Raw genomic sequence first — 19,265 nt, 5'->3', positions numbered from 1 at the left:
GGTACTCACGGGCACCTGGGCCTCCGGCCCGAAGGGGAAGACTGTGTCGATTGCCGTTCCCGCATCCTCCGCTCCTGCTCCCGCTCCCGCGCCTGCTCTTCCGCGGGTCGCCGACCCCGGGCGGGCCGCGCCCGCCGCGGCCGTACGGGGCTCCGCGCGGCGGCCGATCGCGGGGGCGCTGCTCGCCGCCGCGCTGGCCGCGGCGCCGGGCACGGTGGCCGCCGCCGCCGGTCCGACGGCCTCCCGGGCACCGGAGGGCGCGAGCGCCGTGCTGGACGGGCTGAAGACGTACGGGCAGGCCGTCCTGCGCGGCGCGGACGGCTCCGCGCGGCAGATCCCGGCCGGGCTGTACGAGATGCGGGTCGACGGCGGCGGCATGCTCCAGACGTACGGAGTCGGCATCACGGGCAACGCGCAGCCCCAGGCCCGGTACACCGAGAGCGGGTGGAGCGGTACGCCGCTCGGCGGGAACGCCGAGGCGGGCCGGATCCGCTGGGTCCTGGAGCACTCCTACCCCCAGCTGAACGACCTGGCCGGGCTCGCCAAGGCGGCCGGAGCCGCCGCGCTCACCGCGGAGAGCGCGGCGGCCGGGACCCAGGTGGCGATCTGGCGGCTGGCCGAGGGCGTGCGGGTGGAGGCCGTCGACCCGCAGGCCGAGAAGCTGGCCGACTACCTCCAGCGGGCGGCGGCCCGGCTGCCGGAGCCGCCGGCCTCCCTGGCGGTGGAGCCCGGCGAGGTGTCGGGGGCGCTGGGCACCCGGATCGGGCCGGTCACCGTACGGACGGGAGCGCACAGCGTGAGCGTCACCCCGGACGCGGCGGCCTTGGCCATGGGGGTGCGGGTGGTGGATGCCGAGGGGCGGCCGGTCACGGTCGCCGCCAACGGCGGCCAGCTGTTCTTCGAGGTGCCGGAGGGGACGCCGGACGGCAGCGCCGGGATCGTCCTGCGCGGGTCCACCCGGGTACCGGTGGGGCGGGTCTTCACCAGCGGGGTCCCGGCGCAGGTCCAGATCGTGGCCGGCTCCAGCGAGTCCGCCGCGGTGGCGACGGCGACCGGCAGGTGGCCGCGGGTCCCGGCCGCCCAGCCGGTCGACGCCGCGGCCCCGGGCACGGGGGTGACGACGCTGGGCGCACTGTCGGCGGCGGCCCCCGCGGCGGGTCCGGACACCGCGGAGGCGCGGCTGGCCTCGAGCGGGAGCTCGGCGGCCACCCCCGTGATCGCCTCCCTGGCGGTGGGCCTGGTCGTCCTGGGCGGCCTGGTCGTCCTCCTCCTGCGCAAGCGCCCCCTGGAGGACACCCCCACCCCGAACCAGGGCCACACCCCGGAGTAACCCCGCCACCACCCCACCCGCTCACCCGGCGCCCGCTCCGCGCCCGGCCCGCTCACCCCGTGTTCGGCCCGGCCCGCTCACCCCGTGGCCGGCCCGGCCCGCGCGCCCTGGGGCCCCGTCGGCTACGTCGCCCGCCCCGGGGCCTGGTCCGGGGCCGGGGTGCGGGCCGGCGGGACCGGGGCGGCCGCGGCGCGCGTCGGCATCAGCGTGGGGTCCGCGAGGGGCGGCCCCGGGGGCGCCGCGTCCACGCCCAGGTCGGCCCGCATCACGCCCCGCATGCCCGTCCAGCCCTCCGTGAGCCGGAGGAGCTCGGCGTGGATCTCCTCGAAGGACCCGCCCGGCGCCGGATCGCCCTCCTCCAGCCGCATTGTCCGGCGGTAGGCCTCCGACAGCGCCACCGTCATCAGGTCCAGCTCCGCGAGCACCGCCGCCGAAGCGATCATCTGGGCCTCGGCGAAAGCGGCGTGGTGGGCGTTGCGGGCCTCCTCCACCGCCGCCCGCTCCTGGGGAGTGACCTGCGCCTTGTGCACGAGCCACAGGAAGTACATGAGGGCGATCCGGTACCGCCGGTACGCCGTGTTCGCCGCCGCGTAGCAGACCCGCCTGCGGTCCAGCTCCGCCACCTCCTGCTCCCGCAGCCACCGCGCGTGCGCGCCCCGCTGCTCCCGGTCGAACTGCGCCGCCTGCACCCGGGCCAGCATCCGTTGCGACAGCACGGTCGCCAGCAGCGTCCCGGCCACACCCACGACGGCGGCGCCGAGCGCGATCAGTCCGTTGTCCACGATTCCCCCACCCCTACCCCGGCCGCGCATCGCGCCGAGTCATCCTCTCCCACTGCCCCCAGAGCCGGCCGAAGTCCGTTCGGATCTCGTCGAAGTAACATCATCAGCCGGGTCCGGTAGCGCCGGAAGGCCGCATTGACGTGTGTGCAGCCCTCGCGCCGGCGACCCAGCCCCGTGACCGGACGGCGGCGGGCACCTTTTCCGGCACGTCGGCACCGCAGGCCACCCCTGGTGGCGGAGCCCAGGTCAGGGCCCCGGGGGCCGAACGGGTTTCCCCCGAGGGATGGACGTCAGGCAAGATGGGGTGTTTCTGGCGCAAACAAGCCCCGATATGGCCCCTGACCTGCGGCGGAGCCGCCCATCAGGGGCCGTTTAGGGGCCGTGGGCCGTCTGTGGGCCGTCAGGCCGCTTCAGAGCCGCTTTGGGGGCCGCCGAACACCGCCGCGACCGCCGCCCGTGTCCGCTGCTCGCTGCTCGGCATGAGGTGCGTATAGATCCGGAGGGTGAAGCCGGGGTCCGAGTGCCCCAGGTACACGCTCAGCGCTTTGATGCTCTCGCCGCTGTCCAGGAGCATGGACGCGTAGAAGTGCCTCAGGGCATGCATGCCGTCGTCCGGTGCCGCAGCGTACCGCTTGCCCCGCTCCTTCGGCCTGATGACGCCGGCGGACGCCAAGGCGCTCTTCCACACGTGGTCATCGAAGTAGCTTCGCCAGATGGCGTGGCCGACTGTGCTCGTGAAGACGAGCTGACGGGCCACCAGCGGCCCGTCAGGGGTCTTCCAAGGCAACTTCACCTCGATCGGTTGGAAGCGCGTCATGTGGGCGCTCAGCGCCGCAGCGGTGACGGGGCTCAACGGCACGTCGCGGAGCTTGCCCCGCTTCGGCGGTGCGAACACGAGCTTTCCCCCGACCCGCTTCACCTGCTGCCGGACGTTGAGCCACCCCGTCGCCGTGTCGATGTTGTCTCGCTCCAGACCGAAGATCTCGCCCTGACGAAGACCACAACCGCCACCGATGTCGACCATGGCAGCGAAGCGATCGGGAAGCCCGGCGCGGACGGCCAGCACGCGCTTCTCCGACCACGGCTGGACCAGCCGTGGCGCAGGTTCCGGGGCCTTGACCGACTGCGCGTGACAGGGGTTTGAACGGATCACTCCGTCGTCCTTGGCCGCGTTGAACAAGGAGGACACCGAGTCATAGATCGCGCGTCGGTACGTCGCGTTGGGCAGGGACGTCGTGAGGTCGCTCAGCCACGTGCGCACGTGCTCCGGCTGGAAAGATCCCATGGGGCGAGTGCCCAGGTGGGGAACGGCGTGAAGGCGAATCCGCCTCTTCACCGCCTCCTGGCTGACGACGTCGGTCGTCAGGCCACCGAGCCACTTCTCGGCGTACTCGCGGAACGTGATCCGGCCGGCCTTCGGGTCGAAGAACTGCCCCGAGTCCATGTCGGCCTGAATTCGGGTCAGCCACTTCTCGGCCTTGGTCTTCTGCCGGTCCGCGAAGCTCTGTGACTGCTCGGTGCCGTCGGGGCCGACATACCGGGCTCGGTAGCGCATGCCGGTGCCGTAGCGGTCGGTCTTGACCCGGCGGGTCTTGCCGTCGGGCCCGACTTCGTTCTTGTACCAGCGGTCTTGGATGTGGCCTGCCACGTGATGTGCCTTTCCGGGCGTACGGGGGAGGGCGGGCCCGTGCGGGCCCGCCCTCGGCGGTTGTGGTGGGAGTCAGGCTGCGACGCTGATGTCCGCCTGCATCTGCTCTGCGATCCAGCCGTGTACGGCGATCGGGTCGTAGCGGACGTGCTTGCCGACGCGGAACCCGGGCGGGCCGGTGCGCTTCTTGCGCCACTGGTAGACGGTCTCCAGTGGGACGTCGAACAGGGCTGCGATGTCGTCGGGGGTGAGGTATCGGTCGGGGAGTCCGCCGCGCAAGAGGGCGCGGGGGTCGCTGTGGGCGGGCATTGCTCCTCCAGCGGATTTGGTGGGCGGGTGGTGCGTGTCTGTCCGAGGTCGGGATTTCTGCGTCATCGGCGTCAGGCGCGTCACTTGGCTGCCTGACCTGCAGCTTTGGGTGACTCAGGGTGCGGTCGTGTGTCACCGCTCTACGTCACCCGTGTCATCAGGTGACGTAGAGCGGTGACGTGGGTGACGTGTGGTGACGCGCTTTTGGCGGTCTGCGTCACCGGTGTTTGTGCAGGTCGCGGGTGCTTTCGAGGCGGGTGGTGTCGTGGGTGACGCAGCCTCTCTTCTCTTAGGAAAAAGAGGAGGGGTTTCTGTTGTGGTGGGGTGCGCCTTAGAGCGCGAAGAGCGGGCCGCTGCGCGGCGCGACCCTTGCAGCGGCGGCAAGCCGCCGGAACAGCAAGAGGAGCACGCTGCGCCCCCGGGGGCGGGTGCTCCTCTTGCTTGTTCCGGGACCGCCGTGGCGACCGGTTAGAAAGCGGCCTGCTGGACGTCGGGCGACGTCGAGGCGGGGCGGGTCATCTCGATGTAGCGGGCGGTTTTGGTGCGGCCCCAGTCGACCAGGACGCCCCGCGCGGCCAAGGTGGGCTGAAGCCGCTTGAGCCGGTCGGAGAAGACCTTGCCCGTTGTCGGCCAGCCCTTGGGGAGGGGGCGGAAGTCGTCGCCGGTGTAGAGCTGAGTGAGGGCGTGCAGCCACTCGGTGGACGTCCTCTGCTCTTCCGCTCCCGCATCAAGGGCGGCGGCGTACTTGAGGACGGTCTGGGCGAGGAGGTCGCCTTCGATGACGTCGTCGTTGAGGTCGTCGAGGCTGCCCCGGTAGGCGGTCAGCGAGCTCAGGCCGGTCGCCGCGTCGAGCTGGGCGCACAGGTGGGCGAAGTCGGCCATGCGGAGGTCGGAGGGAATGCCAGCCGTTGTGGCCCGCACCTTCACGGTGAGGTCGAGGAGGGATCCGAGGATGACGGGCAGAGCGGGGGCGTACTCGGCCCACAGCTCCGCTTCCGTGCGGCGCACCTGGGGGCGGACCAGTCGCAGCGGCAGGAGACGTTCAGCGAGGTCGGGCCGGATCACGCCGACGTCGATCCCGGTCAGGAGCATGGGGCGGCGATAGCGGGAGCGCACGACGTCCCCGTCGGTGAACAGAGCACGCTTGATGCTCTCGGCGCCGGTCACGATGCAGCACATGAGGTCGGACAGGTCCGGGGGCAAGTGGGAGAGGTTATCCAGGGCCGTGACCCACCCGGCGGCCACGGCGGTAATCAGGTTCTCCTCGTCCTTCGGCGCGCGCCGCAGGTCGCCGGTCATGCCCTCGATGACCCGTACCAGCATCCGGCCGGCCGTGGACTTCCCGGCGCCCTGGGGGCCGGTGAGGAACGGGGCGGGGACAGGCACGACCGGTTCCAGGCAACCGATCAGCCATGCGATGGCCAGGCACTCGCTTTCGGCGTTGGCGAAGTTCGTCAGCCGCAACAGAGCGTCAATCCCCTTGCCGTCGGTGTCCTTCGCGGGCAGGGGGAGTTCGCCCGTGAGCTGGGTGCGGCGCCAGCACACCTCTCGCGGGTCGGGGGTGAGGATGTCCCAGCCCGTGGGGTGGATACGGACGGACTGGCCGTCGTCGCGGCCCAGGTCGAGCCAGGTCGCGCCATCGAAACCGGGCGCCACTCGGATGTGGGTGGCCTGGACGTCCTGGCTGAGTGCGAGTGCTTCGATCAAGTCGAGTGCCTCCTTGAGGGCGGTGCCGTTGAACACGCCGTGGCCGTCGTGGAACAGGCCGACCATGAGTTCCTGCCGGTGGCTGCCGGTCGTGCCCTGGGAGCGGATCGGGCGGGCGACGGGGTGGCCGTTCTTCTGGGCGTAGACGGTGCCTTCGGTGGTACGGAAGTACCGGAAGTGGGCCCGTGCGTAGTCGGTGATGATCTGCCGGGCCGGGTTCTTCTCGTCCTCGGGCACGGTCACATCCCCAATGCGGTGCGGGCGTTGGACCAGGCGGCCTCGCAGTGCCGAGCCGACTCGCCCTTGTCGTGGGCGGCGGTGAACAGCCGCTTCACGTGGCCCTCGGTGAGGCAGCCGCACCGGCCGTGCCTGGACAGGACCGCGAGGAACACCCGGTAGACGCTCGTGTGGATCGCTTCCTGCGCCCCGGCGATGGACTGCTCCGCCATGGCGATACCGCGCTCCAGGTAGACCGGGCTCCGGTGCCGGCACTCGCCCCCGGCCTCCGTGGGCACGGTGACGGTGAGCGGGGCGAGGCGGGAGGCCGGTGCCTCCCTGACGGCCAGCGCCCGGACGAGGTCCGGCAGGGCCGTAATCGGGCCGGTGCCGGGGCCGCGCCACACGACGTAGGACATGAGGGACTTGATGTCGACGCCGCGCCGGACGTGGTTGGAGGACTGCATGGCGCCCCGGTAGATCCAGTGCTCACCCCTAGTGGTCGGCACGACCTTGGTCGCGGGGAGGCTCTGGCGGGCCCAAGCGACCGCGTCCGCGTTGTCGAGGTCCACGACGGTGAGGCGAGCGCCGCCGGGGTGGTAGGCAACCGCTCCGGCCTGGCGCCAGGAGCGGGCCCATGCCGGGGAGGTGAGCACGGCCGGGTCGGTGGTGGCGGCAGCCCAGCCGTGGCACGGGGCCGCGCACTGGCAGGGTCCGGCCGCCAGCATGTGGGGGCGGTCCCCGCACGCCGACTTGGTGCAGGCCGGGCAGTTCCCGACGGGGAGCTTGCCCTCCCGCAGGGGCAGGACGGGGATGCCGAGTTCGGCGAGCCAGAGCGCGGTACGCAGGTTGGGCGGCAAGGCCGCTCGGTTGGGGTCTCGCGGGAAGTCGGTCGGGTGGGTCATGCTGGTCTCTCCAGTTCTTGCGTTCTGGACGAGAGCGGCCCCAACCATTGGCGTGAGGGGGGCCGCTCTCGGCATGTTCGGACGGGTAAAACGGAATCCCTGCCGCCGAGCGGGCAGGGAGCCTTGGGCACCCCCTGCCGGGAGGCTTGTGGAGGGGGTTTCGGGGGTCTGACCTGCGGTGCCTCCCTGCCTCCCTGACAGATCATTTCCGCTGGTCAAGCCCGGGGAGGAGGGTCAGGGAGGCGGCGAGGGAGTTCTCCCTGCCTCCCTGACCGGATCGGGGTCGGCTCCCTCTACTCGGCGGCGGAAGCGGAACCGGCGTCGGGGCGGTTGGCGAGGACGCGGGTGAGGCGTTCGCGGCTGATGGACATGCGGCCCTCCGACTTGTACGGGTCGGCTCCGGTGCCGTCGAGGACGCGCTTGAGGTCGAGGAACGACCAGCCCCCGTACGCCTTCTCGTTCAGCGCGGCCAGCCGCTTGAGGACGTCCTGCGTGAGGACGCGCGAGTCCGTGCCGAGCACAGTCAGGATGTCCGCGAGCGGGTCGAGGGCCGGTCCGTGGTCGATGCTGTGGGCGGTGGTGATGCCGTCGCGCAGGGCCTTGGCCTGCTCAGCGATCTCGGCGGCCTGCTCGGTGTCGATGAAGTGGGTGCGGACCGTGATGGACGCCTGACCGGCCGGGACGGAGATGCCGTCCGAGGCGACCACGACGGTGCCCTTGTCGAGGCCCTGGCGCAGCAGGTGCGGTGCAGCCCCACCGTCGATGGCCTTGTCTCCCAGGGCCATGCGAGCCTGCGACTCGGTGCCCAGGACGAGGGAGATGCGGGTGTGGGCGCCTTCGCGGACGAGCTTGGGGAGGTTCTGGTCGGTGGGGTCCTGCGTGCCTTCCCACAGGGTCACGTCCACGGCGCGGCCCTGGTTGTGGATCTTCCGGACGGCCATGAAGTAGCGGGAGGTGGCCTTAGACCCGCCGTACGGGCGCTTGTCGTCCCCGACGGCCGGGCACATGAACGCGACCTGCGCTTCGTCCACGATGCCGACGAGCGGGGTGAACACGGTTCCGGGCGGGGCCTGGATCCGGCGCTCCATCTCCGCGACCAGCCCTTCGAGCATCTCGGTGGCTTCGATGACGTGCTCATCGGTCGGCCCCTGGATCAGGGTGGTGGCCAGCCCGTCGAACATGCCCCAGTCCCCCACACCCTTCAGGTCGGCGATCCGGAACTCGACCGTGCGGTCCTTGGCGAGCCACAGGGCCAGCGCGCGCAGGGAAGCGGTCTTGCCCTGGTTCGACAGGCCCGTGATGAGCAGGTGGCGCTGGTAGACGCTCAGGGCCGCCGCATCTCCGCGCAGATCCTGACCCCACGGAGCCTTGCCCGACTTGTAGTTCGCGGTCGTCGTCACGTCGGTGACCAGTGGGGAGGGGCCGATCGGCTCGTCCAGTGCGCCGGAGTCGGCGATCCACAGCCGGACCGTGCGAGCGGCGGCCGGCAAGGTGATGAAGACCTCGTGCTCGTGGCGGGCGAGGTTCTCGGCGAGCTTGCGCCGACGTCCCTGGATTTCGGCGGTGGAGACGCCGGAGGGGAGGGTGACGTCGACTTCGACGCCGCATCCGGCGATCCGGATCGGGCCGAGCATCGCGGCCCCGGCATCCCCCATGTCCTTGATCGCACCCCTCAGCGGAGCGATACCAAGGTCACGCAGGGCAGTCACGACGATGGACGGGGTGATGGGCGCTCCGGCGTCGTCACGCTGCCGGGCGGGGAGCATCCACTGCGGTGCGGTCTGCTGTCGACGTCCGACGCCCCACAGAGCCAGCAAGGCCAACCAGGGCCCGGCAACCAGCGCGGGACCCCAAACGACGGTGGCCACGACCACGATCATGCGGATCGCTTCGATCACCGTGCCGATCGGGGCGAGCACCCACGAGATGTCCTTGTTGGCTATGGCCAGCACGATGCCGAGCAGCAGGAGGCCGCCGACGCTGAGGCCGGTGCCGACGGCTGCGCTTTTGGCGAGGTCGGGGGCGGAGCGAAGCAGGTCCATGCGCCGGTGGTGGCGGCCCGTACGGAAGCGCTGCAGCCGGTCCTCCCACTCCTTGGCCTCCTCGAAGTTCCCGCCCGCTTCAGCGGCGCGGATCATCCGCTCGTACCGGGACGCGGTCCGTCCGTCCCACGTCCGCTTCGCCGTGATCCTCGTGCCCCCGACCACGTACATGCCGTGGCGGGCGACCAGCCGAGCGGCGGTGCGGGTCTGCTCGCTCGTGACGGCCGCACGCACACCGCGCGCCGTGCGCTTCCACATCCGAACCGGCCGCACCACGTCAGCGGCGACGGGGGCCGGGGTGGGGGAAGCCGCGGTAAGCGTGTCGGTGTCGGTCGAGGGGTCTTTGAACAGGGGAACGACGTTGTCGGTCATGCTGAAAGCTCCTGCTCTCACTGACTGGCTCAGGGTGGGTGGGGCCCGGGGCGGCCGGCGTTCTTTGGCGAGAGGCGGCCGCCCCGGGGCACAGCTACTTGCGCTTGAGGGTCTTGGCCTTGGCCTTCGCCTTGCGGGCGGCCTTCTCGGCTTCCGCCAGGTCGGCGGCCTCTTGGGCTTCGCGTTCGCGGGCGCCCTCGATGACCCGCTCGAACTTGCGCTCCAGTCGCCCTGGTAGACGGTCTGGCTGGCGATACCGCGCTTGGCCATCCGGGCGGTCAGCCAGGCCATCTTGGTGATCTCGCCGGCGGTGAACTTCGGGTCCTTCGCCATCACGGTGCTCCTTCCGGAGGCCGGTCTGTCCGGCTCCCCTCACCACCCGGCACGGGGCCGGGTGGATCGGGCAGCCGTCAGCCGCGCCGGCGGCGGGCCTTGCGTACGTTCTTCACGGCCTGCGTCCCGTCCGGGCTGCCGACCGACTTCACGACCGTGTGGATGGCCCAGCCGAGGACCAGCGCGAGGAACGCGAGGAAGGCGATGTTCGCGGCGATCGCGGTCAGGGCGGCGATCAGGAGCGGACCGAAGTACACGCCGGCCGCGACCGCTCCGGCGCCGACTCCGGAGCCGAGGGCGATGCGCTGGACGGTGCGGTCCGGGGCTGCCTGGTGGATGTGCTGGTGGACGACCTGCGGCCCGGCGTATGCGGCTGGCAGTGCGGCCGGGTCGGCGTAGACGTAGGTGCCGTTAGCCAGGCAGACGACGTCGGGCTGACGGGTGGGTACGGGTTCGGGCAGGGACTGCATGTGTGCTCCCTGAGGGTGGTCACTAGGGTCGCGGCATGGGGGTTATCGAGATCGAGGTCGATCCGCTGCCGTGCAAGATGTGCGGCCAGCAGCTCGCACAGAGCCGGTGGTGGGCTCCGCAGCGGTTCTGCGGGAACTGGCACCGGATGAAGTACCGGGGCGCCCAATTCGGCGCATTCATGCTGAATCTGTTGACCTGACGGTTATTCAGCGACGGCAGATGCGGCCTCTGCTCGGTGTGGGTGTTACTGCTGGGCGAGGTAGGCGAGGGCCTGGGTGAGCAGGGGCCGGTGCGCGGGGTAGAGCGTGCGGCCGGCCTTGATGATGGCGGCCTCCAGCTCGGCCATGGAGCTGAACGAGTACCAGTTGGCGTCCAGGGCGTCGTCGGCCGCGACGGCGCGTACGGTGGCGGGCAGCAGGTAGAGCGCGCTGGTGGAGGCGACCCAGGCGTGGTCCGAGTTGCGCCAGTCGTCCACCAGAGCCGTGCCGAGGATTACCGGCTGGTGGCCCGTCAGGTCCACGCCCGTTTCCTCGCGCAGCTCCCTTACCAGCGCGGCCGGGGCGGTCTCCCCCGGGTCCACCATCCCGCCCGGGATGGCCTCCACCCCGATGTCGTCCCGGGTGATCAGCAATACCTTCCGGTCCTGACCGCTGCCCGCGACGACGATCGGGTCGGCGGCGCTGTTCTCCCCCCACTTGCCGAGGTTGCGCCCGGTGCAGCCGGTACGGCCTGCGGGGTTGAGCGGCCAGCCGCGCTGGTCCAGTTCGAACGGGACCAGCGCGGCGGACCGGCGCTCGGTCCAGTCGGCCACGGCGTCCGGGCTGCTCGCACCCTCGGCCCATCCGGGCACCTCGGACGCGAGGGCCTGAGGCTCCAGCTCGGGCGGCGTTACGTCCACCGGCGTGTACTGCGGCCAGCTCACGGCCCAGTCGCGCAGGGCTGCGGGGACGTTGGTGATCTCGCTCATGGTGGATCCCTTCAGGTCAGATAGCGAGGAAGAGCGCGGCGAGCGTCAGGGCGAGGACGGGTACGCGCAGGGGATGCACATGCCGAGCGAGACCGGGATGACGTATCCGGCATCGGCCTTGCATTCGGGGCAGGTGCGGCGGGCGGTGTTGGCCTTCGCGAGCGCGGCCGTCTTGGCCGGCGTCATCGGCCGGACGGGCTTGGCGCGGTCGACGCGGTACAGGAACGCGGCCAGCGGCCCACGCCGGAAGCGCGGGCGCAGGACCTGGCCGGCGATGTCCTGACCGCCGGGGCGCAGCCCCAGGGCGCGGAGCTGGCGTCGGGTGGCGAGACCGTCGGGGGCGAGCCGCCAGGGGAAGGTGGGCAGGCCGTGGACTCTTCCCGTCGGGTCGTGGCAGTCGGCGAACGTGAGGCTCATCCGGCCACCGCCGCAGCCGTGTCCCGCTCACGTTCTGCCTTCAAGGCCTCCCGCACGATCCTGGCCTTGGCCGGTGAGGTGCGCAGGGCCTTGCGGATCCCTTCACCGGTCAGCTTCTCGATCGGCCACGACTCCGTCAGGCTCCGAGCCTCACCCAGCAGCTCGACGTCGGTGCGGGTCGGGCGGGTCGATCGGGCGGCGGCCGGTACTCGACCGGTCGCCCGACGAGGACGAGGCGACTCAGCCGCCGCAACGAGCTGCGGACGCTCCTCGATCGGCTCGATCGGGGCGGTGGGGGAAGAGTCCACCTCCCGCTTCGGCTCCGGCAGCTCTACCGGCTGTTCGCCCTGCTCAGGAGTAGACCGATTTGCATCGATCTGTGCCGATTCCTGAGTGGTCGGGTCGACTGCGGGCTTGTGGTGGAGGACTTTGGCGACGAGGTCGGAGCCGAAGTAGATCGACCCGACCGGAAGCGACGTCGCCAGCAGTACGAGCACCCAGTTCGCGGGGTTCCAGTCGGCCAGTCGAGTCCAGTCGATCGACTCGGCGTGCAGTTCCGGCAGCAGCCCGTGCACGTAGTTCAGGACCAGTGACGCGAGCGTGTACGCGGCCAGGACCCGCAGGGCGAACCGGCGGGCCTCGTCGGTCAGGACGAGGGCTGCGACGAGGGCGAGGGCCATCAGGCCATCGACCACGAACGGGTACAGCGTCGCTGCTGTCTCGTCCGCACCGATGGCCCTGGCGACGTCCCGCAGGGCGTTCCAGGAGACACGGAAGGCCATGGCGACCACGACGACCAACGCGAGGACCAGGGCGGCCTTGGCCTTGCGGTTCATGCCGCGTCACCGGAGGACGGGAGGTGGGTGGCCCGGTTCTCCAGTGCGGTACGTGCTGCCAGCATCCGCCGGCGGGCCCGGCGCAGCCGCTGCCTGTCCACCTCGGTGGGCATCCGGTCCAGCGTCATGATCTGCGCGTCCAGCAGGTCGCGCTCCGCCAGGATCAGCGGCATCTCCTGCTCGATCGCGTTCAGCTCCGCGTCCGTCGGCTCCAGGCCGTCGGACCACGGGGTAACGATGCTCTGAAGTGCAGCGATGAACTCCACGGGTCTTGCTCCTTCGGTAGAGGAACGGGACCCAACAGCAGCCCCCGGCGTTCGAGCGCCGGGGGCTGCACTTCGTTGGGGGTGAAGCGGGAAGAACTCCGGCTCCCCTCGACCCCGCCCGTACGAGCGCCGACGGCACCGGACGGGCAGAGGAGGCAACCGGCCGCGACTGAGTCGTCGCGGGAGTTGGGTTCGTACGTGTCTCGCCTTCGGGAGCGTGCTCCCGTTGTAGGCCGCGAGACGGTGACCTTTCGGTCTTGCCCTCCGGTTGACCAGGGATCCGGGACCCTCGGCTCGCTTTCGCGGACCTCGATGCCTTGAGCGGCGCCTTTAAGGCGGAGCTCTCCCGTTCGAGCCTGACTTACTTGGCTAGCCCGGTCGGCATGGGAATAACGTAGCCAGCATGGCTAGCCACGTCAACATCTGGCTATCCAAGCTGCTCAAATAGTCAGGTTGGCCGTAGCATCGGGGCATGACCTTTGCGCTTGAACCCCTGGACCCGGACGACGACCGGCCGCCGTACGAACAGGTGGCGCGCAGCCTGGGGGCCGCGATCAGAACGAGGAAGCTCGCCCCTGGGGAGAAGCTGCCGTCGCACAAGATGCTGACTGATCACTTCGGCTTCGCCCGAGCCACGATTCAGCGGGCGCTACGGGACCTGGAGGACGAAGGGCTCGTCGTGTCCCGCAAGGGGAGCGGCGTGTTCGTCCGGAGCCGCACCGAGCGGCCGGCGGGTCTGCGGCCCTACGTCGAGCAAGCCTTCGCCAGTAAGAACGTCACGATCGACTTCGCGGGGTTCTCCAGCGAGACCTTGCACGGCGCGCTGCAAGAGCCGCTGGACAAGATCCGCGTCGGGCGGCTCACGCCGGCCAGCATCCGCATCCGGATCCTGGTTCCCGACATGGACGTGCCGCAGGCGGCCCCGGTCCGGCGCGAGGACTGTGCGGATGATGTCCGGCTGCGCAGTCGGATGCACGACATCATGGTCGGCTACACCCGCAGCATCTCCGACGCCATAAGCGAGCTGAGCCACCTCGGCCTCGTCCAGGAGAGCAGCGTCAGCGTCCGCGTGCACAGCGGTACGCAGTTCTTCAAGCTGTACGTGATCAACAATGAGGACGCGTTCTTCGGGTACTACCCGATCCGGCCGAACAAGGTCGTCGCGCAGGGCGAGGCCATCGAGATCTTCGACCTGGTGGGTAAGGACACGATCTTGTTCCACCACTCGATGAACGACGGTGACTCGTCCAGTGGCGCGCAGCAGGTCGAGCAGGCGCGCATGTGGTTCGACAGCATCTGGGAAACGATCGCGAGGGATGCAGATGCCCAGCTCCTCTGACGCTCTGGCCGGTGTCGTCGAGGCGTCGACGGGGGTGCTCTTCGACTTCGACGGGCCCATCTGTGACGTCTTCCGTGGGCTGCCCGCTCCGCAGGTCGCCGTGGAACTGGCTGAGATCGTTGCGAGCCGCGCGCCGGACCTTGCGGACCGTGCCCGGGCCACCGATGACCCGATGGAGATCCACCAGCTTTCGCAGGAGGGCGGCGCGGCCCTGCTGTCCGATGTGGAGGCGGCTCTGACCGCTGCCGAAGTCGCTGCGGTCAAGGTCGCTGGGCCGCCTGTGGCGGGTGCCGTGCAGGCACTCACAGCGGCCAGGGTGTCGAACCGGCGGGTGGCCGTGGTGAGCAACAACTCTGCCGAGTGCGTGCGCGAGTACCTCGTGAGCCATGGCATCGACGGAACCGTTGATGTCGTGGTCGGGCGCCCTGTCCTTCGGCCGGATCTCATGAAGCCGAACCCGCACCCGTTGCGCGCGGCCGGCCAGGCCCTGGGCGTCGAGCCTGCCGCCCTGGTGCTCATTGGCGACTCGACCACGGACGTGGAGGCGGCCCGGGCCGCCGGTGTCCGGAGCATCGGCTTCGCTAACAAGCCCCGGAAGCGGTCCACGCTTGCCGACGCGGGGGCAGACGTCGTCGTGGTCGGCATGGATGCCGTTGCCGACGCGCTCGCTTCGGCGGGCTCAGTACAGCGGAGGGCATGACCCCCACCTGCGCAAAGGTGGACGGTGGGATCCGTCCCTGGGCCGTCCCTGGGCCGTCAGAGGTCACCCAAGGACGGCCCAAGGTGGCCAATGACGACCAGGACCGTGCGGGGGTCCTGACGCTGGGCCCCAGGTCAGGGCTCCCGGACCATACGGGTTTCCCCCGAAGGGTGGACCTCAGGCAAGATGGGGTGTATCTGCCCACCCATCGATCTGCCGGACGGTTTCTCTTGGCTGAGTTCATCTACACCATGCGCAAGACGCGCAAGGCGCACGGCGACAAGGTGATTCTTGATGACGTCACCCTGAACTTCCTGCCCGGCGCGAAGATCGGTGTGGTCGGCCCCAACGGCGCCGGTAAGTCCACCGTGCTCAAGATCATGGCGGGTCTGGAGCAGCCGTCCAACGGCGAGGCCTACCTCTCTCCCGGCTTCACCGTCGGCATCCTGATGCAGGAGCCCAAGCTCGACGAGTCGAAGACCGTCCTGGAGAACGTCCAGGACGGCGCCGCCGAGATCATGGGCAAGCTGAAGCGCTTCAACGAGGTCGCCGAGGAAATGGCGACCGACTACACCGACGCGCTCATGGACGAGATGGGCAAGCTCCAGGAGATCCTGGACCACGCCAACGCCTGGGACCTCGACGCCCAGCTGGAGCAGGCCATGGACGCCCTGGGCTGCCCGCCCGGCGACTGGCCGGTCACCAACCTCTCCGGTGGTGAGAAGCGCCGCGTCGCGCTCTGCAAGTTGCTGATCGAGGCCCCGGACCTGCTCCTCCTCGACGAGCCCACCAACCACCTCGACGCCGAGTCGGTGAACTGGCTGGAGCAGCACCTTTCGCAGTACGCGGGCGCCGTCGTGGCCGTCACCCACGACCGGTACTTCCTGAACAACGTCGCCGAGTGGATCCTCGAGCTCGACCGCGGCCGTGCCCACCCGTACGAGGGCAACTACTCCACCTACCTGGAGAAGAAGGCCACGCGTCTCAAGGTCGAGGGCCGCAAGGACGAGAAGCGCCAGAAGCGACTCAAGGAAGAGCTGGAGTGGGTCCGCTCCAACGCCAAGGGCCGCCAGACCAAGTCCAAGGCCCGTCTCGCCCGCTACGAGGAGATGGCGGCCGAAGCGGACAAGATGCGGAAGCTGGACTTCGAGGAGATCCAGATCCCGCCGGGCCCGCGTCTGGGCTCGATCGTGGTCGAGGTCAACAACCTCTCCAAGGCGTTCGGTGACAAGGTCCTGGTCGACGACCTGTCCTTCACGCTGCCGCGCAACGGCATCGTCGGCATCATTGGCCCGAACGGCGCCGGCAAGACCACGCTCTTCAAGATGCTCCTGGGCCTGGAGGAGCCGGACTCCGGCTCCGTCAAGGTCGGCGAGACCGTCAAGATCTCGTACGTGGACCAGAGCCGCGCCAACATCGACCCCAAGAAGTCCCTCTGGGCCGTCGTGTCGGACGAGCTGGACTACATCAACGTCGGCCAGGTCGAGATGCCGTCGCGCGCGTACGTCAGCGCCTTCGGCTTCAAGGGCCCGGACCAGCAGAAGGCGGCCGGCATCCTGTCCGGCGGTGAGCGCAACCGCCTGAACCTGGCGCTGACGCTCAAGGAGGGCGGTAACCTGCTGCTCCTCGACGAGCCCACCAACGACCTCGACGTCGAGACCCTGTCCTCGCTCGAGAACGCGCTCCTGGAGTTCCCGGGTGCGGCCGTGGTCATCTCCCACGACCGCTGGTTCCTGGACCGGGTCGCGACGCACATCCTCGCCTACGAGGGTGACTCCAAGTGGTACTGGTTCGAGGGCAACTTCGAGTCGTACGAGAAGAACAAGGTCGAGCGGCTCGGCGCGGACGCGACCCGTCCGCACCGCGCCACCTACAAGAAGCTCACCCGAGGCTGAGGGCTGAGGTCAAAGGCCATGGCCAGACATCACTACCGGTGCCCCCTGCGCTGGGCGGACATGGATGCCTTCGGGCACGTCAACAACGTCGTCTTCCTCCGCTATCTGGAGGAGGCGCGGATCGACTTCATGTTCCGCCTCGCGCCCGGGGAGGGCAGTGAGTCCTTCACGGGCGGCTCCGTCGTGGCCCGTCACGAGATCGACTACAAGCTGCCCCTCGTGCACCGTCACGAGCCGGTCCTCATCGAGTCCTGGGTGACCCGGATAGGCGCCGCGTCCCTGACCATCCGCTACGAGGTCAAGGACGAGGCGACCGAGGACGCGCCCGAGACGGTCTACGTGCGCGCCGAGACCGTGGTCGTGCCCTACAACCTCGCCGAGGGGCGGCCCCGCCGCATCTCCGCCGAGGAGAAGCTCTTCCTCCAGGAGTACCTGGAGGAGCGGCCGCGGACCGGTTCCCGGGACCTCGCGGCATGAACGAGCAGCTGCACTTCGCCGACTCCGGGGAGGCGGCGGACCTCGCCGCCTTCCTGGGCCGGCTGGTGCACTACGACCGCGCCGCCGCCGTCCGCCTGCAGGCGCGGGCCGGCGGCGGCGCGCTCGCCGTCTTCGGGCGGCCGCCGTCCTTCGACGTGCTCGCCGTCCGTACGGTGCGGCTCGCCGCACCCGTCCCCGCTCCGCTCGACCTGACCGTCTCGGCCGGGGAGCTGCTGGAGTCCGTGGACGAGGGCGAGCGGGCCGGCGCCGTGGTTCCCGCGGCCGTCACCGGACCGCCCTGGGCCGGAATGCTCCCGCCCCGCGGCGGCTGGTCCCCGGTGGCCGGGCTGCCGGGCCCCGAGGCGATCCGCGGAGCCCTCGCGGCCGCGGTCGCCGAGTTCCGCACCCGCGACGAGGCCCTGCCCCCGCAGCACCGGACCCGCTCCGAGCGCGACCGCATCGGCCGCGAGATCTGGTCCCGCACGCTGGGGGACACCGAACTTCCGCTGCGCGCCGTGCACGCCGCGCAGTCCCTGGGCTTCCTGCGGCCGGTACGGTCCACCGTGCCCGCGCTGCCGGCCCCGCCCGGCACCCCCGAGCCGGTGGCCCTGCTCGCCGCCGGGGGCTGGCTGCGGCTGCGCACCCCGTACGGCTCCGTCGCCACGCGCCGCCCCGGGGGTCTGGGCACCCTGCTCGTCCGCCCGGTCTAGCGGACCCGGTCCCGGAGCCCGCGCGGGCTCCCGTACCGGATCCGGTGCGCGCTAGCCCGCCGTGTTGATCATCGACGCGGCGGCGTACGTCAGGTACCGCCACAGCTGCGCCTCGAGCTCCGGCGCGAGCGCGAGCTCGTCCACCGCCACACGCATGTGCTTCAGCCACGCGTCGTGCGCGGCCGCGTCCACCTGGAACGGCGCGTGCCGCATGCGCAGACGCGGGTGGCCGCGGTTCTCGCTGTAGGTGTTCGGGCCGCCCCAGTACTGCATGAGGAACAGCGCGAACCGCTCCTCGGCGGGCCCGAGGTCCTCCTCGGGGTACATCGGACGCAGCAGCGGGTCCCCGGCGACTCCCTGGTAGAAGCGGTGGACCAGACGGCGGAAGGTGTCCTCGCCGCCCACCTGCTCGTAAAAAGTCTGCTCCTGGACCGTGCCCCGCGGAATCTCATTCACCCGACCATCGTCTCAGACGCCCGGACGGAGGACCCCGGTCCTAGGACCACCCGCTCCACCGCGGTCGCACCCGGGCGGTGTCCGCAGGACAGTGGAGACATGGGCGCACACGCCGAGGTACGCGACGTGCTGCAGACCGCGCACGCCGCCCAGGTGCGGGAGCTGACCGCCGCCGGGGCGCTGGAGGACCCGGCCTGGCGGGCGGCCTTCGCCGCCGTGCCCCGGCACGTGTTCGTCCCGTACTACTGGACCGGCCGCGGCGCCGGCCACGAACGGCTCTGGGCCGAGGACCCCGATCCCGCGCGGCGGGCCCGCTGGCTGCGCGGGGTCTACACCGACGGCCCGCTCGCCACCCGGCTGCGCGACGGCGAGCTCGTCTCCTCCAGCAGCCAGCCCTCGCTGATGGCGCGGATGCTGGAGGACCTGGACGTGCGCGACGGGGACAACGTCCTGGAGATCGGGGCGGGCACCGGCTACAACGCGGCCCTGCTCTGCCACCGGCTGGGCGAGGACCTGGTCACCACCGTGGACCTGGACGAGGAGATCACCGAGTCGGCGCGCGGGCACCTGGCCCGGCTCGGCTACCGGCCCTTCGTCGTCACCGGGGACGGGGCGCGCGGCTGTCCCTCCCGCGCCCCCTTCGACCGGATCCTGGTAACCTGCACGCTGCCGCTGATCCCGTACGCCTGGCTGGGCCAGTGCCGGCCGGGGGCCCGGATCCTGGCGCCGCTGTCGACGGGGCTGATCGCGCTGACGGTGCGGGACGGCACCTTCGCGGAGGGCCGCTTCCTGCACACCCCGGCGTACTTCGTGCCCCTGCGCGGGGCCAGGGCGGCGCCGCCGGGCACGTACGGGATGCCGCAGGGGCTCCCGTACGACCTGGTGGAGAACGAGCGCTTCCAGTTCATGCTGGTGCTGACCTCGGGCGCACTGCACCCGAGGGAGGCGCTGGACCTGTGGCGGAGCGAGGGCCGGCCGACGCGCGAGCGCTTCGGGGTGACCGTCGCCGACGGGAGACAGTGGTCGTGGCTCGACGATCCCCAGGGGCCCTACGTGTGGCCCCTGGGGGACCAGGAGAGCGTTTAGG

At 70.8% G+C, this 19,265-nt stretch carries 20 protein-coding genes and 1 pseudogene; 8 read left to right on the top strand and 13 right to left on the bottom strand.

Features of this window, described 5'->3' with window-relative positions; translation table 11 throughout:
• Positions 1–43 precede the first annotated feature (43 nt).
• The gene (locus OG389_RS13400) at positions 44–1,330 is read left to right on the top strand and encodes a thioester domain-containing protein (protein WP_328298704.1); all 1,287 of its coding nucleotides are present in this window, start codon (positions 44–46) and stop codon (positions 1,328–1,330) included.
• Positions 1,331–1,452: 122 nt separating this feature from the next.
• Here the strand turns inward: OG389_RS13400 and OG389_RS13395 are convergent, their stop codons facing one another.
• From OG389_RS13395 to OG389_RS13365, 8 genes and pseudogenes are all read right to left on the bottom strand, one after another.
• Positions 1,453–2,112 (bottom strand): hypothetical protein, encoded by a 660-nt coding sequence (locus OG389_RS13395; protein WP_328298703.1) that lies wholly within the window; start codon positions 2,110–2,112, stop codon positions 1,453–1,455.
• A gap of 400 nt (positions 2,113–2,512) precedes the next feature.
• The gene (locus OG389_RS13390) at positions 2,513–3,760 is read right to left on the bottom strand and encodes a tyrosine-type recombinase/integrase (protein ID WP_328298702.1); all 1,248 of its coding nucleotides are present in this window, start codon (positions 3,758–3,760) and stop codon (positions 2,513–2,515) included.
• Positions 3,761–3,832: 72 nt separating this feature from the next.
• The gene (locus OG389_RS13385; RefSeq protein ID WP_328298701.1) at positions 3,833–4,069 is read right to left on the bottom strand and encodes a helix-turn-helix transcriptional regulator; all 237 of its coding nucleotides are present in this window, start codon (positions 4,067–4,069) and stop codon (positions 3,833–3,835) included.
• A gap of 468 nt (positions 4,070–4,537) precedes the next feature.
• On the bottom strand, positions 4,538–6,013 hold the full coding sequence (locus OG389_RS13380) for an ATP-binding protein (RefSeq protein ID WP_328298700.1): 1,476 nt from the start codon (positions 6,011–6,013) through the stop codon (positions 4,538–4,540).
• A 2-nt stretch (positions 6,014–6,015) separates the two neighbouring features.
• The gene (locus OG389_RS13375; RefSeq protein ID WP_328298699.1) at positions 6,016–6,897 is read right to left on the bottom strand and encodes a bifunctional DNA primase/polymerase; all 882 of its coding nucleotides are present in this window, start codon (positions 6,895–6,897) and stop codon (positions 6,016–6,018) included.
• A gap of 293 nt (positions 6,898–7,190) precedes the next feature.
• A complete protein-coding gene (locus tag OG389_RS13370; RefSeq protein ID WP_328298698.1) occupies positions 7,191–9,311 on the bottom strand; it encodes an FtsK/SpoIIIE domain-containing protein in 2,121 nt (706 codons plus the stop codon).
• Between the two features lie 234 nt (positions 9,312–9,545).
• Positions 9,546–9,644, bottom strand: a pseudogene (locus OG389_RS36760) (DUF6257 family protein); the annotation flags it as partial.
• Positions 9,645–9,721: 77 nt separating this feature from the next.
• Positions 9,722–10,114, bottom strand: coding sequence for a DUF6251 family protein (locus OG389_RS13365; RefSeq protein WP_328298697.1), 393 nt, complete (start codon positions 10,112–10,114; stop codon positions 9,722–9,724).
• 35 nt (positions 10,115–10,149) lie between these two features.
• Here OG389_RS13365 and OG389_RS13360 point away from each other — a divergent pair, with 35 nt between their 5' ends.
• A complete protein-coding gene (locus tag OG389_RS13360) occupies positions 10,150–10,314 on the top strand; it encodes a hypothetical protein (RefSeq protein WP_328298696.1) in 165 nt (54 codons plus the stop codon).
• Between the two features lie 45 nt (positions 10,315–10,359).
• On the opposite strand, the gene OG389_RS13355 is transcribed toward OG389_RS13360, so the two are convergent.
• From OG389_RS13355 to OG389_RS13340, 4 genes are read right to left on the bottom strand one after another with little or no spacing between them, the layout of a single operon-like run.
• Positions 10,360–11,082: an NUDIX domain-containing protein gene (locus OG389_RS13355; RefSeq protein ID WP_328298695.1), complete on the bottom strand. Its 723-nt coding sequence runs from the start codon at positions 11,080–11,082 to the stop codon at positions 10,360–10,362.
• A 45-nt stretch (positions 11,083–11,127) separates the two neighbouring features.
• Complete coding sequence (locus tag OG389_RS13350; RefSeq protein ID WP_328298694.1) at positions 11,128–11,499, bottom strand: RRQRL motif-containing zinc-binding protein; 372 nt, start codon at positions 11,497–11,499, stop codon at positions 11,128–11,130.
• On the bottom strand, positions 11,496–12,335 hold the full coding sequence (locus OG389_RS13345) for a DUF2637 domain-containing protein (protein WP_328298693.1): 840 nt from the start codon (positions 12,333–12,335) through the stop codon (positions 11,496–11,498). Before OG389_RS13345 ends, OG389_RS13350 begins: the two co-directional genes overlap by 4 nt.
• Positions 12,332–12,601, bottom strand: coding sequence for a DUF6284 family protein (locus tag OG389_RS13340; RefSeq protein ID WP_328298692.1), 270 nt, complete (start codon positions 12,599–12,601; stop codon positions 12,332–12,334). Before OG389_RS13340 ends, OG389_RS13345 begins: the two co-directional genes overlap by 4 nt.
• A gap of 472 nt (positions 12,602–13,073) precedes the next feature.
• Between OG389_RS13340 and OG389_RS13335 the strand changes: the two genes are divergently transcribed.
• The 5 genes from OG389_RS13335 (at position 13,074) to OG389_RS13315 (ending at position 17,722) form a co-directional block, all read left to right on the top strand.
• A complete protein-coding gene (locus OG389_RS13335; protein ID WP_328298691.1) occupies positions 13,074–13,940 on the top strand; it encodes a winged helix-turn-helix domain-containing protein in 867 nt (288 codons plus the stop codon).
• The gene (locus OG389_RS13330; RefSeq protein ID WP_328298690.1) at positions 13,918–14,640 is read left to right on the top strand and encodes an HAD family hydrolase; all 723 of its coding nucleotides are present in this window, start codon (positions 13,918–13,920) and stop codon (positions 14,638–14,640) included. The genes OG389_RS13335 and OG389_RS13330 overlap by 23 nt, the downstream gene beginning before the upstream one ends.
• A 230-nt stretch (positions 14,641–14,870) precedes the next feature.
• Complete coding sequence (gene ettA / locus OG389_RS13325; RefSeq protein WP_328298689.1) at positions 14,871–16,535, top strand: energy-dependent translational throttle protein EttA; 1,665 nt, start codon at positions 14,871–14,873, stop codon at positions 16,533–16,535.
• 18 nt (positions 16,536–16,553) lie between these two features.
• Complete coding sequence (locus OG389_RS13320; protein ID WP_328298687.1) at positions 16,554–17,012, top strand: acyl-CoA thioesterase; 459 nt, start codon at positions 16,554–16,556, stop codon at positions 17,010–17,012.
• Positions 17,009–17,722 carry a hypothetical protein gene (locus OG389_RS13315; protein WP_328298686.1) on the top strand — a complete coding sequence of 238 codons (714 nt, stop codon included), beginning with the start codon at positions 17,009–17,011 and terminating at the stop codon, positions 17,720–17,722. The genes OG389_RS13320 and OG389_RS13315 overlap by 4 nt, the downstream gene beginning before the upstream one ends.
• Before the next feature lie 51 nt (positions 17,723–17,773).
• Here the strand turns inward: OG389_RS13315 and OG389_RS13310 are convergent, their stop codons facing one another.
• Entirely contained in the window at positions 17,774–18,178 is a 405-nt protein-coding gene (locus OG389_RS13310; protein WP_328298685.1) for a globin, read from the bottom strand.
• 99 nt (positions 18,179–18,277) lie between these two features.
• Between OG389_RS13310 and OG389_RS13305 the strand changes: the two genes are divergently transcribed.
• Entirely contained in the window at positions 18,278–19,264 is a 987-nt protein-coding gene (locus tag OG389_RS13305; protein ID WP_328298684.1) for a methyltransferase domain-containing protein, read from the top strand.
• Position 19,265: the final 1 nt, after the last annotated feature.

This window comes from Streptomyces sp. NBC_00435 (assembly GCF_036014235.1).
Taxonomy (GTDB): Bacteria; Actinomycetota; Actinomycetes; order Streptomycetales; family Streptomycetaceae; genus Streptomyces.
Note: the sequence above shows the minus strand (reverse complement) of the source record. Positions and strands in the feature narration are given on the sequence as shown.